At 36.6% G+C, this 15,355-nt stretch carries 12 protein-coding genes; 2 read left to right on the top strand and 10 right to left on the bottom strand.

All coding sequences use genetic code 11. The features are described 5' to 3' along the window. Positions 1 to 106: 106 nt before the first annotated feature. The 9 genes from OVA16_RS18170 to asnS all read right to left on the bottom strand — a co-directional run bounded on the left by OVA16_RS18170 (position 107) and on the right by asnS (position 10,257). Positions 107 to 3,235 carry an efflux RND transporter permease subunit gene (locus OVA16_RS18170; RefSeq protein ID WP_267762319.1) on the bottom strand — a complete coding sequence of 1,043 codons (3,129 nt, stop codon included), beginning with the start codon at positions 3,233 to 3,235 and terminating at the stop codon, positions 107 to 109. A gap of 115 nt (positions 3,236 to 3,350) precedes the next feature. Then, complete coding sequence (locus OVA16_RS18165; protein WP_267762318.1) at positions 3,351 to 4,445, bottom strand: efflux RND transporter periplasmic adaptor subunit; 1,095 nt, start codon at positions 4,443 to 4,445, stop codon at positions 3,351 to 3,353. Further along, positions 4,397 to 5,329 carry a TolC family protein gene (locus OVA16_RS18160; RefSeq protein ID WP_267762316.1) on the bottom strand — a complete coding sequence of 311 codons (933 nt, stop codon included), beginning with the start codon at positions 5,327 to 5,329 and terminating at the stop codon, positions 4,397 to 4,399. The genes OVA16_RS18165 and OVA16_RS18160 overlap by 49 nt, the downstream gene beginning before the upstream one ends. A gap of 11 nt (positions 5,330 to 5,340) precedes the next feature. Then, positions 5,341 to 5,709 (bottom strand): TolC family protein, encoded by a 369-nt coding sequence (locus tag OVA16_RS18155; protein ID WP_267762315.1) that lies wholly within the window; start codon positions 5,707 to 5,709, stop codon positions 5,341 to 5,343. A 278-nt stretch (positions 5,710 to 5,987) separates the two neighbouring features. Next, a complete protein-coding gene (locus OVA16_RS18150; protein ID WP_267762313.1) occupies positions 5,988 to 6,302 on the bottom strand; it encodes an HPF/RaiA family ribosome-associated protein in 315 nt (104 codons plus the stop codon). Between the two features lie 260 nt (positions 6,303 to 6,562). Next, complete coding sequence (locus tag OVA16_RS18145; protein ID WP_267762312.1) at positions 6,563 to 6,880, bottom strand: sensor histidine kinase; 318 nt, start codon at positions 6,878 to 6,880, stop codon at positions 6,563 to 6,565. A gap of 38 nt (positions 6,881 to 6,918) precedes the next feature. Further along, on the bottom strand, positions 6,919 to 7,911 hold the full coding sequence (locus tag OVA16_RS18140) for a histidine kinase dimerization/phospho-acceptor domain-containing protein (RefSeq protein ID WP_267762311.1): 993 nt from the start codon (positions 7,909 to 7,911) through the stop codon (positions 6,919 to 6,921). Between the two features lie 7 nt (positions 7,912 to 7,918). Then, the gene (locus OVA16_RS18135) at positions 7,919 to 8,596 is read right to left on the bottom strand and encodes a response regulator transcription factor (protein WP_267762309.1); all 678 of its coding nucleotides are present in this window, start codon (positions 8,594 to 8,596) and stop codon (positions 7,919 to 7,921) included. A 224-nt stretch (positions 8,597 to 8,820) separates the two neighbouring features. Next, the gene (gene asnS / locus OVA16_RS18130) at positions 8,821 to 10,257 is read right to left on the bottom strand and encodes an asparagine--tRNA ligase (protein ID WP_267762307.1); all 1,437 of its coding nucleotides are present in this window, start codon (positions 10,255 to 10,257) and stop codon (positions 8,821 to 8,823) included. Between the two features lie 140 nt (positions 10,258 to 10,397). Between asnS and OVA16_RS18125 the strand changes: the two genes are divergently transcribed. After that, complete coding sequence (locus OVA16_RS18125) at positions 10,398 to 11,753, top strand: ATP-binding protein (RefSeq protein ID WP_267762306.1); 1,356 nt, start codon at positions 10,398 to 10,400, stop codon at positions 11,751 to 11,753. Here the strand turns inward: OVA16_RS18125 and OVA16_RS18120 are convergent. Continuing rightward, the gene (locus tag OVA16_RS18120) at positions 11,720 to 12,643 is read right to left on the bottom strand and encodes a histidine kinase dimerization/phospho-acceptor domain-containing protein (RefSeq protein ID WP_267762305.1); all 924 of its coding nucleotides are present in this window, start codon (positions 12,641 to 12,643) and stop codon (positions 11,720 to 11,722) included. The genes OVA16_RS18125 and OVA16_RS18120 overlap by 34 nt on opposite strands. Positions 12,644 to 13,591: 948 nt before the next feature. Here OVA16_RS18120 and OVA16_RS18115 point away from each other — a divergent pair. Then, positions 13,592 to 14,983, top strand: a complete 1,392-nt coding sequence (locus OVA16_RS18115; protein WP_267762304.1) for an arginine decarboxylase — start codon at positions 13,592 to 13,594, stop codon at positions 14,981 to 14,983. The last annotated feature ends 372 nt before the right edge of the window (positions 14,984 to 15,355 follow it).

The following is a 15,355-nucleotide window of genomic DNA, read 5'->3' as shown; positions in this document are numbered from 1 at the left end:
ATTTCCTATAAAACTATAGCCCTGCTTTTCAGTCGTAATTTTTAAGTTTAATACTGATAGATTTCTCATTTGCGTTCGAAAGAACGGCCGAGTTGTTTAGTTTTTTCTAAGCAATTACCTCTTGTAAATGGTGTACTTTTTTCTTGTAACTCCAGTAAAACACAATTGGATATACGAACAAATTAAATAGCGTATTGGTAATTAAACCACCTATTACCACCACTGCTAAAGGTTTTGACGCCTCGGAACCAATGCCTGTAGATAATGCCGCTGGCAATAGACCTATCGCCGCCATCAAAGCCGTCATAATAACTGGGCGCATTCTGGTGGCAATTCCGTCTTTAATGGCATCGGCAAAAGTCCAAGTAGGCTGGTGTTTTAGCTCTGTGATGTTGCTCTTGAATTTTGTGATCAGGATAACTCCATTTTGTACACAAATACCGAACAATGCAATAAACCCAATGCCCGCCGAGATATTAAAGTTAATGCCTGTTGCTAGCAATGCCAAGATACCACCAACCATAGCAAACGGCACGTTGTTGAGCACCAATAAGGCATCTTTCACGTTTCCGAATAAAATGAACAGGATAAAGAAAATCAATAATAAACTAATAGGAACTGCTTGAGAAAGCTGCTTGCTTGCTCGCTGCTGATTTTCAAAGTCTCCTGCCCATTCTAAACGGTATGGCTTTGGCAGTTTAATGGCGGCATTTACCTTTTGCTGCGCTTCGGCAATTACGCTTCCCATATCCCTACCACGGATAGAGAATTTGATAGCGCCGTAGCGGGTATGTTTATCACGGTAAATCATGCTTGGGCCAGTAATTTTCTTAATTCTGGCGATTTCGCCCAAAGGAACTTTAGAGCCAGAAATGGTGGGAACACGCAAATTAGCGATAGCCGTTTCGTCATTTCTGAAATCTTCTGGATAACGGATAATCAGGTCAAATTTCTTTTCGCCTTCGTAGATTTGTGTAGCTGCTTTACCACCAATCGCCATTTCTACAACAGCATTGGCATCGGCAGTGCTTACACCATATAAACCCATTTTACGCTGACTTAAATCGATTTGTAGTTCTGGCTGGCCTAAATTTCTCAAGATCCCTAAATCTTCGATACCTTCTACCGTTTTAAGAATGTTGAAGATTTTTTCTTCTTCCTGTTCGATAAACTCGAAGTTATCGCCAAAGAGTTTGACTACAATAGAACCTTTAACCCCAGAAACGGCTTCCTCAACGTTATCAGAAATAGGTTGCGAGAAGTTTAAGCTAATGCCAGGAAATCCTTTCAGTTTCTCCTGCATACGCTCAATCAACTGCTCTTTCGTTTGTTTTCGCTTCCATTCTTTTTTAGGGTAGATGTCAACATGGAACTCCATATTGTAAAAGCCAGTGGCATCGGTACCATCGTTTGGTCTGCCGGTTTGCGATAAAACCTGTTTTACTTCCTCAAAACTCAAGAAGATTTTACGCATTTCGTTAGAAAGCTTCTTGGTTTCATCTAAAGAAATACTCAATGGGCCAGTAGCACGTACGTAGATAGAACCTTCATCCAGATTAGGTAAAAACTCGCTACCTAAAAACTTGAAACTGAAAATACCTGTGATTAAAATTACAATTGAAGTGTAAAATGCTATTTTTTTGAATTTAAAGCATTTGTCATAAGCCTTTAAAGTGTATTTAGTGATGAATTCTAGAAAGATATTGTGCTTTTCTTTCACGTTTTTCTTCAGTAAAATGCTTGCCATGGCAGGTACCAAGGTAAAGGTTAGCAATAACGCACCTAATAAGGCAAAACTTAGTGTCCATGCCAGTGGCGAAAACATTTTACCTTCTACTTTTTCGAAAGTAAAGATGGGCATCAAGCCTGTAATGATGATTAGCTTAGCGAAGAAAATGCCTTTTCCATTCTCTAAACAGGTCTTTTTAATTAACCCTAGCTTACTTATTTTGTTGAATTTTTCCATGCCCACTTTATGGGCCTTTTGGTCGAGCACTACAAAAATACCTTCGACCATAACTACAGCACCATCTATGATAATTCCAAAATCAATGGCGCCCATAGATAAGAGGTTGGCCGACATGCCTTTTAGCTTTAAACAGATGAAAGCAAACAGCAAGGCCAGAGGAATAACGATGGATACGATAAGCGTAGTTCGCCAATCGGCCATAAAAAGGAAAACAATAACGGTTACAAACAAAATACCCTCGAACATATTGCCCATTACCGTGTGTGTGGCAAAGTTTACCAAATCTTCGCGGTCGTAAAACGATTTGATTTTTACATCATCTGGCAAAATGTTGTTATTGATGTCTTCAATTTTAATTTTCAGTTTTTTGATGACTTCGCTCGGATTTTCGCCCTTACGCATTACCACAATGCCTTGTACTACATCTGGATCGTAATCTCTACCTACCTGACCTAAGCGTGGTAAAGCAGCTTCGGTAACTTCTGCAATGGTTTTTACATAGATAGGGATGCCATTGTAATTATCTACAACTACGTTTTTAATCTCTTCGATATTATTTAAAACTCCAATGCCACGAACCACATAGGCTTGTCCGCCTTGCACAATCACATCGCCACCTACGTTGATGTTGCTTTTAGAAACAGCATCGAATAACTCCGTTGCTGTAACATTGTATTGTATCGCTTTTTGCGGATCAACTGTAATTTGGTAAGTCTTTACTTCGCCACCAAAGCTCACTACATCGGCTATTCCAGAAACGGATAATAATTCCCTTTGGATAGTCCAATCTTGAATGGTTTTTAGTTCTTTAACCGATTTTTGATTGCTAGTTAGCGTGTAACGAAAAATTTCGCCGGTAGGACCGTAGGGAGGTTGTACTTCTGGTTGTATACCGTCGGGTAAATCTGCTTCTTCGATGTGGTTGTTTACTTGCACCCTGGCAAAAGCGTAATCTACGTCGTCATCAAAAGTTATTTTAACAATAGAAAGTCCGAATAGGGAAGAAGAACGAATGCTGGTTCTTTTTTCGGTAGGGTTCATCGCTATTTCTAGCGGACGGGTAACAAATTTTTCTACCTCCTCGGCACTTCTACCCGGCCATTGTGTAATAATGGTTACGTTGGTATTGGTTACATCTGGAAAGGCTTCGATAGTGGTTTTCTTGAAACTCAAGTAACCCGCTAGCACCAAAATAAAGGTGGTAAAGAAGATGAAATATTTATTCTTTAAAGAAAACCCAATAATGGTTTTAATCAGTTTATTCATTGTGAAATAGAATTAATACCTAGTTTGTCAGTCTGAGCTTGTCGAAGACTATTTATGTTTCGACAAGCTCAACATGACAAGATTTTTTAAGGTTATGCTAGCTTATAATTATCAATTACTTCAAACTTTCAAAAAGGAATACCTGTTTTGAAGCGACAACCTTATCGCCTGCATTTAAGCCTTTACTCACATAAGTGCGATTGCTAGTTTTACGACCAATTTCGATTTCTTGTACTCGTATTTTCTCTTTTGGATCTAGTACCAATACATAGTTTTTATTCTCATCGAATATTACTGCTTTAGGATTGACTGATGGCAAATTGATATCTGACTTAGCAGCTACTTTTACCGTGGCCATCATGCCAGGTTTTAGACTTAAATCTTTATTGGCAATACTTACTCTGGCGTTAATTACTCTACTTTCATTATCAATGGTATTATAAATGCGTTCAATTTTACCTCGGTAGGTTTTTTCAGGATAAGACAGTACCGAAACTTCTACTTCATCTCCTTCCTTTAACATGGCAAATTCAGATTCGTAGATATTGATTACTGCCCACACGTTTGATAAATCGGCTACTTTAAAAAGTGCGTCTTCATTATCGGGGCGTAATTGCATGTGGCTATTTACGTTTTTTTCTATCACAAAGCCAGTAATAGGAGATTTGAGGTTATAGGTGCCTTTGGTATTACCGCCGTTTAGCTTTAATGTAGTTTTAGCACGCTGTAGCTCCGCTTTTTTGATAATCAAGTCGTTTTTTACTTCTTCTAGTTCTTTGGCCGAACTTAAACCACTTTTGTACAATTCTTCTGCTTGTTTCAAGGCTCTTTCGGCGATTTTTAATTCCGCATCGGCACTGATTACTTCCTTATCAAAGCCAGCCATTTCTGCACTGCTAATGTTGGCCAGCACTTGTCCCTTACTCACTCGGTCGCCGATTTTTATATTTACCGAACCTACAATACCGCTAACCATTGGGTAAATTGCAGCTTGCAAATCTTCATTAGCCGTAATTTTTGCAGAGAAATTAAGATCCATTCGATTGTTTGGAGATTGTACGGTGTCAATCAATAGCTTGCTGATTAAAGAGTCGGTTACTTCGAACTTGTCTTCCTTAACAGTGGTATTGGTTGTGGTGCAGCTTTGTGCCAGTATGCCTGCTACAGCAAGGCAGTATAAATAGTTTTTTGAGGATTTAATATAAGACATGCTTTATTTGAATAGGGTGGTTCCAGTAACAAAATTGATTTCTTCTTTGGCATTGATACGCTCGTATTGTAGTTGGTTGAATTGCAAAACGTTCTCCTTGTACGATTGTAGAAGTCTAAAAACTCTAATAAACTGATGTTTCTTTTGGCGAAGTTCTTGGTTACTTCGTCAATCAACTTTTGGTAATCTTGATTAAAGTTTTGATCTCGATTAGCCATTAAGCTTTCTATACGTTTTGCATTTTGATAGGCCTTAAAAACCTCGTTCGATAAAGTGTTTTCTACTTGATTGTATACCGTCTGTTGCGCTTCTATCGCTATTTTAGCTTTTTTAATTTCGCCTTGGTTTCTATTGAAAAGCGGGATGGGCATGCTAATTCCTATGCCTGTGTATTTTTCAGGATAATTGCCCTTTAAATCGTAAGCTAAAGAAAGTTGCACATCTGGGATGGCATTTGCTTTTTGTAACATCAAGTTTTGTTGTGCGTAGGTAATTGCCGTTTGCGCCGATTTTAAGTCTACTCTGTTGGCTTTTGCCGAATCTAATAATGCGGCGTATGCAATTTCGCTAGTTTCAACTTTGTTGGTTTCTGGTACCACAGTTAGGATAGTTGTAGATGTTTTGATTTGTGTAAGCAGTTTCAATTCTGCGGTTAATTCATCTATTTCGCTATTAATTTGATAGTAATCGGCCTGTAAAGTATAGAGCAAAGATTTGATGCGTATCACATCCTTATTGGCGATGTTGCCTAAGTTCAATTGCTTATTAGAAGCTTGTAACAATTGTTCTAAAGCTTTAACCTGTGAGCTGTAAATCTTTGCCGATTGTTGTAGAGAATGTAGCTTAAAAAACGTGCTACGCAATTGATAGCGGAGCGTTCTCATTAAATCGAAGCTTACTCAAATTCTTCTAGCTTTACGGCTGTATTTGCTAGTTTGATACTCTTGTTTCGCTTGCCAGCCAGTTTAAATAGCTGCGATATTTGTGTACTGAACTGCCCCGTAGCAAACGAGGTTTCCAAAAAACGTTTAGTTTCGTGATTGTAAAATAGGTTTTCATGGCTGATTTCTGGGTTATCAAATAATTTAGCAGTGATGACATCGGCTTTTGCCTGTTCTATTTCATATTTCGCTAAAAGTAGCTGATAATTGTTGGCGACAAAAAGCTTTTCAGCCTCGGCAACGTTTAATTTGAGGGTGTCTTGCGCAAAAATGATTTGTTGGAATCCAAGTATGCAACAGATGAATAATAGCTTTACTTTCATTGTTGCCAAAGCTATTTTGACCGAATTAAACGCGAATTAAATTGAAATTAAAAAGTGATTAAAAACTTCTCCATGCTTTGGTCTTCGTCATCCCAGCGCAGGCTGGGGTCGTAAAGCATGAAATAAGATTTAGCCCCGCATTGGCATCCCATACTAATCTGGGATGACGAACGATGTGAAGCAACTGCGGATAAGTTAAATTTTAATCGTTAATGTCCATTAATAAAAAAATCCGATTGTGATCTGCAATCGGATTTCCTCTTCTTTATTTAGGTGTGTTATTTGCTCTGCATTTTACTAACAGCAGTATTCAAAGCACTTTTGATTTTCTCGGTGGCGCCTTTTAGTGCTAAGTCGTAAGTATTGCCCAAATCGCTTGCTACCAACGGCGGTTTGCCATCTAGTCTGGCTTCTATCAAACATTTTTTATCGTTTAAACCAGCTTTGCTGCCGTTTTCGTCAGATAAATGGATTTCTACACGAGAAAGATGGTTGCTGTATCGATCTAAATCTTTAGTCAATTGATCTTTAATCTGTTTTTCGTAAGGCTCATGAATGGTTAAATTCTTATCGGCATTTAATTGAATATTCATATCTAGGTATTTTAAGTGTACCAGATTAACAAATAAAGGATAGCCTTGTTTTTGCAGAACGATATATTATTAAATTCAAATTTTGCTGCTCGTCAATCTCAACCGTAGTGTAGAGGTCTTCAAATATCTTTTTAGGGAATTTTTTTGCCATCCTAGCTCAAGCTACTATAGGTAATTATATAAGAAGAAAAGATATGTCAAAGCTTTAAGATGCCAGACTAAATCTGGGATGACGCATGGTTGAAAGAAGTTGCTAGAAATTAAAATCGTACAAAAAACGTAGTTCCTTTATCTTCCGAAGTAAAACTTAGTTCGCCTTTGGCTAAGGAGATAATTTTATGCGCCATATATAAACCCATGCCGTTACCTTTTAAATTTACATTGCTTGATGAGGTGTAGAAAGGCTCGTAAATATGTTCGCTGTCGTTTTGATTAATGCCAACACCAAAGTCTCTAATTGCAATTTTAATTTCCTGCTTGTTTACCCTTAAAATACAATGCACATCCTGATAATCAGAAAATTTAAAAGCATTGCCAATAATGTTGTTTAAGGCAATTTCTAGCAGGTTTTTATTCACTTGGAGTGTGAGTAAATCGGTTTGGTTTGGTATTTCTTCTAAATTGATAATAAGCTTACTTTGTTTGTTTTTTTGTGCCCAATGCGCTTGCAGCTCCCAAAGTAGTTCATCGATTCTACGGTTTCTGTTTGCGTAGCACCCAATTCCAAATCTGCTTGTGCTAAACTCAGCAAGCTATTGATGGTTGCATTCATTTTATCCGCATCATCAACTACAGATCGTAAAGCTTTTTGGTATTCCTCAGTATTTCTCGGCTGACTAAGGGCTATCTCTGCCTCCATTAATAAGCTGGTAATTGGTGTGCGAAGTTCGTGCGAAGCATTTGCCACAAAGGTTTTTTGTAAGATAAAGGCTTGCTCCAAATGATCCATCAACTGATTGAAATTTTGTGCCAGCAAGTTAATTTCATCTTTGTTTTTGCTTTCCTGCACCCTAAAATCAAGGTTGCTAGACTTGATTTTTTTCACTTCTTCAATAAAAATATCCAAAGGTTTTAGAATTTTATTGGCCATCCATCTAGCCGAAAGCAACAAACCCACCACTATGATGATGAACGTAGCGATCATAATGAGCCTTAGTTTGCCAATTCTATTGTAGGTACTGTTGTCAATTGCCGAAGCTAGGATGACAAAGTCGCCTTGATTATCTCTGTAAAATATGCCTACTGTCTGTCTTAAACCATCTTTTGTGCGTAGTTTTTTAGCTTTCCGTACTTTATTGATGAAATCGTTAGTCCAGAATTGTTGGTTATCGGTAATGAAACGAGGCTTGTTGTTGCTGTCGTAAATCCGTACAATTTCTCCGTTTAGAGTTTCTAGGTATTCTGTCTTAACTCTTTTTAGCGAATCTGCCGAGATTTCGTCTGCTTCTAAATATAAATTTGCATTAATGAAAGCTCTATCATAAAGTCTATCATAAAAATCGCTTTCCAAAAATTTGATAAAAATAAAGTAAACAGCAAATAAAACCGCCAATAGTACGGTGGTACTAATTAGTGTAAAATATACTGCCAAGCGGTCTTTGATTTTCATCAGCAAATTATTTAAAAATGTAACCCATACCTATTTTAGTGTGGATCAATTTTCGCTCAAAACCTTTTTCTAATTTGTTACGAAGAAAGTTGATGTAAACGTCTACTACGTTGGTACGAGTGTCGAAGTTTACGTCCCAAACTTGTTCTGCAATGTATTGTCTGGAAAGCAAACGGTTAGGGTTTTTCATAAAAAGCTCCAGAAGATGAAATTCCTTCGCTGTTAGCTCAATAATAGAGTTTCCTCGTTTCACTTCCTTACTTCTAATATCAAGTGTTACATCTTCAAACTTTAATTGGTTAGGCTGAAGGGCGTTATTGGTGTTTTGCCTACGCAATATGGCTTCTATACGTGCTAGCAATTCCCTAAAATGGAACGGTTTCACTAAATAATCATCAGCGCCTGCTTCTAGGCCATTTACCTTGTCGTCTACAGTTCCAAGTGCCGTAAGCATTAAAATGGGTGTTTGTATTTGGTCTTCACGCAGTTGTCTGCAAATATTTATACCTGTAATTTGCGGCATCATTACGTCTAATATCAAGAGCTGAAAAGTTTTTGATCGAAAGGCTTCGAGGGCACTTTTGCCATCTTGATAGGTGTGCACTTCATAACCGTTTTCTTCTAAACCGTTCTTGATGAGCGCTGCAATTTTATGATCGTCTTCTGCTAAGCCAATACTGTACATGGCTCAAAAGTAACATTTATTTTTTAACGGATGGGAGAGTGCTAGCGACGCTGCGGGCTAATAAGGTAGAATATTTTGTGCCTTCAAAACCATATTAGAAACTACAAAGCCCCGAAATTTTCGAGGCTTTGTGGGCTTTGTTCTTTATTCTTTGCTCCTTGTTCTTTATGCTTTGATCTTTAGTCCTTAGTCTTTATTCTTTGCTCCTTGCTCCTTGTTCTAAATTAAAATTCAGCACTTTTAGGGAAACGAGGAAATGCAATTACATCGCGGATGTTGGTCATACCGGTTACAAAAAGCACCAAACGTTCGAAGCCTAAACCAAAACCTGCATGTGGTGCAGAGCCGAAACGACGGGTATCTAAATACCACCATAGCTCTTCTTGCGGTACACCCATTTCATCCATACGTTGTTTCAACACCTCCATACGTTCTTCGCGTTGCGAGCCGCCAATCATTTCGCCAATACCTGGAAACAAAATGTCCATTGCGGCAACGGTTTTGCCATCATCATTTAAACGCATATAGAACGATTTGATATCCTTTGGATAATCAATTAAAATTACTGGGCGTTTAAAGTGCTTTTCTACTAAATAACGTTCGTGCTCACTTTGTAAATCGGCACCCCAGCTATCAATTAGGTATTTAAACTGCTTTTTCTGATTTGGTTTCGATGCTTTTAAAATATCAATTGCCTCTGTATAAGTTAAACGTTGGAAATTGTTTGCTAAACAAAAGTCTAATTTCTCTAATAAAGAAAGTTCACTGCGCTCGTTCTGAGGTTTTTGTTTTTCTTCTTCTGCCAAGCGATTATTTAAGAATTCTAATTCTTCTTTACAGTTTTCTTTAGCATAGCTGATCACATATTTCATCATGTCTTCAGCCAATTCCATGTTATTTTCCAAATCTGCAAAAGCAACTTCTGGTTCAATCATCCAAAACTCGGCCAAGTGGCGGGTTGTGTTAGAGTTTTCTGCTCTAAAAGTAGGGCCAAAAGTATAAATTTGACCAAATGCCATTGCTGCCAATTCACCTTCCAACTGCCCAGAAACCGTTAAGTTAGTTGCACGACCAAAGAAATCTTCCGCAAAATCTACTTTTCCGTCATCAGTACGAGGTGTTTTATCGAAATCTAAAGTAGTTACTTTAAACATTTCGCCAGCACCTTCTGCATCACTCGCCGTAATTACAGGTGTGTGCATATATACAAAACCTCTTTCGTTGTAAAACTGATGAATAGCGAATGCTAGAGCATGGCGTACTTTGAATACTGCATTAAAGGTATTGGTTCTGAAACGTAAATGTGCAATTTCCCTTAAAAACTCTAAACTGTGTTTTTTAGGTTGCAATGGGAATTTTTCAGGGTCACTATCGCCCAAAATCTCAACAGCTGTAGCTTTAATTTCTACGGTTTGCCCTTTTCCTAACGATTCGATTAAATTACCAGTAGCTTTAATGGCGGCGCCCGTGGTAATTCGTTTCAACAAATTCTCGTCGGTATTATTAAAATCAACCACTACTTGGATGTTGCCCATGCAAGATCCGTCGTTTAACGCAATAAACTGATTATTACGGAAGGTTCTAACCCATCCCATAACCGTTACCTCAGTGTTAAAATCTGTAGATTTTAGTAAATCCTTAATTTGTTGTCTCTTAATCATATTGAGTTTATTATAAAAGCTGCAAAAGTAAAGATTTGTTGCTTAATTTTAGGTATATAAGTAAGTTAAATTTAAAGTAAGTTTGCCTATCTTTCAATGAATATGGCTATGTTTGCTAGTATACTTATTCCTAATACGCAGTGGCAAATTTACGTTCGTGGCTAAGTGCTAATCATATTATCGGCAATCCTCAGAAGTTTTCATTAGAAGAACGAATATTCAATACGTTTTGTGTAATTGCGGTAATAGCGCTTTTTATAGAGATTTTCTTTAATTATTATATAGGCCTAAAAACAGTTGCTTTAATTTGTTTATTTGGTACACTTTTTTCTGCTTGCCTTTATTATTTGTCTCGATACAAGCGCAGTACCAACTTGGCTATCACTTGTTTGGGTATTGTAGCCAATTTTACATTTTTACTCAACTATTTCTTTAATTCGGGCATTTACGGTCCAAATTTAGTATTGTTTTGCTTGATACTGCTCATTACTGTTGTGGTGGTTCCAAAAAAGCAGTTGGCGCTTTGGATTGGCTTAAATTTGGTAACCGTTTTCGGTGTGCTCACTTTCGAGTATTGTTATCCAGAGCTTATTCCTAATGTTTATGTAGATGATTTAACAAAAACGATAGATTTTGGAGTTACCTATGGTGTAGCAGCTCTGCTAATTTCTTTAAGTATTTTCTTTATTAGAAACAATTACGATAAAGAACGAACCATAGTGTCTCTTAAAAATTTAGAGATTGAGGAGCAGAGTGCCCAGATATTAGAGCAAAATAAAGAGCTCGAAAAATTGAACTCTGAAAAAGCGAAGCTTTTTTCGATAGTTGCACACGACATTAGGTCTCCTCTAAGTTCTATTCTGGGCTATTTGGAAGTACTGGTAGATGCGGATATTACCGAAGCAGAAGACCTGCAAGTTAAAAGCCGTTTGTTGGAAGTTACTAAAGACACCTCAGAAATGCTTGCTAACGTTTTAGCTTGGTCAAAATCTCAGTTAGATGGAGCTAGGGTAGATATTGGCAGGATAGATATGGGCTACGAATTGAGGAAGGGTTTGAACTTGGAAAAAAATATAGCTTATAGAAAAGGTATAGAGCTCGTGTTTAATCTGGCAGATGGTGTTTTTGTGGCGGCAGATCTGAACATGTTTCTTATTGTAATGCGTAATCTGGTTAATAATGCCATCAAGTTTACGCCCCAAGGAGGAAAGGTGGTAATTGCTGTAACTCGTAACCATGAAAATGGTTTTGTAAAAGTGTGTGATAACGGATTGGGAATAAGTAAAGAAGAGCGGGATAATTTGTTTAAGATGCGGGCACTATCTACTTTCGGCACCAATAACGAAAAAGGTGTAGGGTTGGGGCTTTTGCTTTGTAAAGAATTTACTGAATTGCAAGGTGGTAAAATTTGGTACGAGGCCAATCAAGAACAGGGAGATTTTTTTGTAGTTTCGTTTGGTCTTTACGATTTGTTTAAAGGAAAGCAAACTAGGTAGCCATTTTCCTGGTTTTCTATTTTTCCTCTGTGCATTTCTATCAACAATTTTCCAATTAAAAAAGCGGCGTCGCTAACATTAGTAGTTTCGGTGTTATATATTTTGATTTCGCTGTTGTTTTCTCTGGTGTGCAGTTCAATATCAATCGTATTGCAATTTTTAGCTGCTATTAGTTGAGTAATGGCTTGCTTCAATTTGGAGTAATCTCCATAAATCACTACGGGGTTGTCTTTTTTGATATTTATATGTATTGCAGGGCAACTGTTTTTAATGTCGCTTACTAGTGTGCTCAGGTTTATTTCGGTTACGCTTAGTTTAAAACTGCTTTGTTCTGCTAAGGGGAATGTGGTTTTGAGGTCTTCCAGATTAGAGAAAAGTCTTTTGCTTGCCCTATCAAGTTTGTCAGAAAAACCTAATATCATTTTAGGGTCTTCCGATTTTTTCTTTAATAATTCTGCGGTTAATGCAATAGAAGTAAGCGGATTTTTAAGATCATGTATGGTTTTGTGCAGAAAATCGGTAAATGTTTTTTGCATGTTTTGGATTTCCAGGTCTTTCTCTATTGTGTTGGCTGTGATTTGAGCAAAGTGCGAAACTGTTGAAATTTCGTCTGTTGTAAAGGTTTTTAGTTTGTTGTAGGTTAAAATTAGAGCGCCAATTCTATTGGCTGTAGACGACATTAGCGGTGCGCTGATGTAACTAAGCCCAAGAGTAAGATCGTTTTTGGGTGTTGTAGACCAAGTGTACACTTCTTTTTTGTCTAAAATTTCTTTTAAAGCGTCTTCTTTAAAGCTATTTAGTTCTTTTTCTAGATGTTCGGGATAGATAAAAGCCTGTTGCTCGTTAACGATAATGGTAAATGAATTAGAAAAATCTAAACTTTTGATCATTAGTTGATTTATTAGAGTTAGAGAATTAACTAACGAAGTGTTTTTTGTGACCTCAAATTTATCCATCTTCTATTTTTGATTTCTATTGCCTAAGCAAATATACACTTTGTTTATTTGTGGTTTTTTTTATGATTTTTTTAAATGTGTATATTTTTTTGGTGTAAAATCTGTTATTACTCTTTGTTTTTTTATGTTTTTTTTGTGTATTTATTGATTTAATTTGATTTTTTGTTTGTTTTTTATGTGTTTTTAATTGATTTATTTAATTTTTTTGTTTTTAAGTTGTTTTGTTTGATTTTTTGAAGCTATTTTATTGTATTTTTTTGATTTTTAGTTAAAAAAAATTAAAATAATAATTGAAAATTGTTTTGAATTTAAAAATTAAGCGCTATATTTGTTGTGTTCATACAAAAAAGTACATTTATATTTGGTTTGATTAAAGCTCTGGTTGGATGGCCAGAGCTTTTTCATAAAACAAGATTACTTTTGAAAAAATATTAAACTAAACCTAAACAACCTATATAAAGCCAGTCAGTTTTTGATTGGCTTTTGTTATTTATAGGGGTTGTTGAGGTGGTTTTAGGATAATACAGATAGTTCGGGCAGTAGCGAAGCTTATTTAGGTGCTTTTATCAACCAAATCTGCTTGCCGCAACCATCTATTTATTTATCGGTATGTTAAATAATAGCGAACAATCTGTTCATAAAAGTATGTAGCGGGCTTATAGTTCTTTTAAATGCCAATAAGGGGTTAAATAGAAAGATTTAAAAAGTGCAATTTTGGCTGCCAACACACTGTCGAAATTACTTTTGATATGCCCAAAACCAGAAAGCTAAAAGCCAAACATCCAAAAACCAATTACTTTATATAGTTGTTCTGTGTAAAAATATTTGTTGGGCAAGCTATTTCTCGAATTAAAATTACATTTTTGCAAAAATTTTTAGACAATGCAGAGTTACGAAGAGTTCCTTGATCTGAGTGTTGGCTTCCCGCAAGAAGGTTACAGCATTATAGATGATGAATTATATTTCCACGATTTAAACTTGATGGAAATGATTGAAACCTATGGTACGCCATTGCGTTTCACTTACTTGCCTATGGTAAGCAAGAAAATTCAGCAGGCAAAACTGTTGTTTCAGCAGGCCATTATTAAGAACAATTACCGTGGCGATTATAAATACTGTTATTGTACTAAAAGTTCACATTTTAAGCACATTGTTGAAGAAGCGTTAAAGAACGATATTCACTTAGAAACTTCGTCGGCTTTTGATATGCCAATGATTGAGGCTTTGGAGAAAAAGGGTAACCTAACCAAAGAAACTACCATCATTTGTAATGGCTTTAAAACTTTTCAATACAAGCAATATATTATCGATATGTTGCATGACGGTTATAGGAATATTATTCCAGTTTTAGACAACAAAGAGGAGTTCAATCTTTACGATGACGAGATTGAGATGGATACGCCTTGCAATTTAGGTATCCGCATTGCGGCAGAAGAACAACCAGATTCGCAGTTTTATACCTCTCGTTTAGGTGTTAGAATGGAGGATGTAATTGAGTTTTATAATAACAAAGTTGCTGCTAATCCGAACTTTAGAGTAAAATTATTACACTTCTTTATTAATTCTGGTATTACGGATTCGCCTTATTATTGGAACGAGTTAGAGAAATATGTGACTTTGTATTGCAAGTTCAAGAAAATCAATCCAGAGTTAGATACATTAGATATTGGTGGCGGTATGCCATTTAAAGATAGTTTGGTGTTCGATTTCGACTACGAGTACATGGTAAACGAAATTGTAAAGCGTATCAAAGAAATCTGTGCCGAGCACGACGTAGTTGAACCCGATATCATTACAGAGTTTGGTAAATATACAGTTGCGGAAGCTTCTGGAATTTTATACAAAGTATTGGGTCGCAAGCAACAAAACGACCGTGAAAAATGGTTGATGTTAGATGGTTCATTCATTACCAACTTGCCAGATGTTTGGGCATTAAACCAAAAATATATATTGCTTCCTATAAACAATTGGGATGCAGAGTACGAACGTGTAAACTTAGGTGGTATTACTTGCGATGGTCAGGATTATTACAACCAAGAAGCGCACATGAACAGTGTATTTATGCCTAAAACCCGTAAGGTGCAGTATTTGGGCTTTTTTAATACTGGCGCTTATCAGGAAGTATTGAGCGGTTATGGAGGTATTCATCACTGTTTGTTGCCTAGTCCTAAACACGTAATTATTCGCCGCAACCGCGATGAAACTTTTAATTTCGAAGTTTTTGGAGAAGAGCAAAACAGTAAGCAAGTACTTAAAATTTTAGGTTACGTTTAACTGGAATAAAGAATAAGGAGCAAAGAATAAAGACCGAGCTTATGAATCCTTTCCATTTTGGGAGGGATTTTTTGTTTTTATTAACCACCTAAGACACCTAAGTCCAATTAAGCATAATGTTGGGTCATCTTCCTTAATCTGCGGATACATCGGCGAAAATCTGCGGGAGAAATAATTATTCAAGTTAATCAAAAAAATGAGGACTTAGTTTGTACCACCTTAGAAACCTAAGTCCACTTAAGCATAATGTTGGATCATCTTCCTTAATCTGCGGACACATCAGCGAAAATCTGCGGGAGAAATAATTAAAACTAAAGTGTGCTAAGGTGTCTTAGGTGGTTCAATTTTTTTTATTTAATCTGCGGACACATC

Origin of the sequence: Pedobacter sp. SL55 (assembly GCF_026625705.1) — a bacterium.
Lineage (GTDB): Bacteria > Bacteroidota > Bacteroidia > Sphingobacteriales > Sphingobacteriaceae > Pedobacter.
This window is presented reverse-complemented; position numbering and strand designations above follow the sequence as displayed.

Coding starts and splice junctions, on each gene's coding strand:
- OVA16_RS18170 (WP_267762319.1), bottom strand. CDS start 3,235: ATGAATAAACTGATTAAAACCATTATTGGGTTTTCTTTAAAGAATAAA.
- OVA16_RS18150 (WP_267762313.1), bottom strand. CDS start 6,302: ATGAATATTCAATTAAATGCCGATAAGAATTTAACCATTCATGAGCCT.
- OVA16_RS18155 (WP_267762315.1), bottom strand. CDS start 5,709: ATGAAAGTAAAGCTATTATTCATCTGTTGCATACTTGGATTCCAACAA.
- OVA16_RS18140 (WP_267762311.1), bottom strand. CDS start 7,911: ATGAAAATCAAAGACCGCTTGGCAGTATATTTTACACTAATTAGTACC.
- OVA16_RS18115 (WP_267762304.1), top strand. CDS start 13,592: ATGCAGAGTTACGAAGAGTTCCTTGATCTGAGTGTTGGCTTCCCGCAA.
- OVA16_RS18135 (WP_267762309.1), bottom strand. CDS start 8,596: ATGTACAGTATTGGCTTAGCAGAAGACGATCATAAAATTGCAGCGCTC.
- OVA16_RS18165 (WP_267762318.1), bottom strand. CDS start 4,445: ATGTCTTATATTAAATCCTCAAAAAACTATTTATACTGCCTTGCTGTA.
- OVA16_RS18120 (WP_267762305.1), bottom strand. CDS start 12,643: ATGATCAAAAGTTTAGATTTTTCTAATTCATTTACCATTATCGTTAAC.
- asnS (WP_267762307.1), bottom strand. CDS start 10,257: ATGATTAAGAGACAACAAATTAAGGATTTACTAAAATCTACAGATTTT.
- OVA16_RS18160 (WP_267762316.1), bottom strand. CDS start 5,329: ATGAGAACGCTCCGCTATCAATTGCGTAGCACGTTTTTTAAGCTACAT.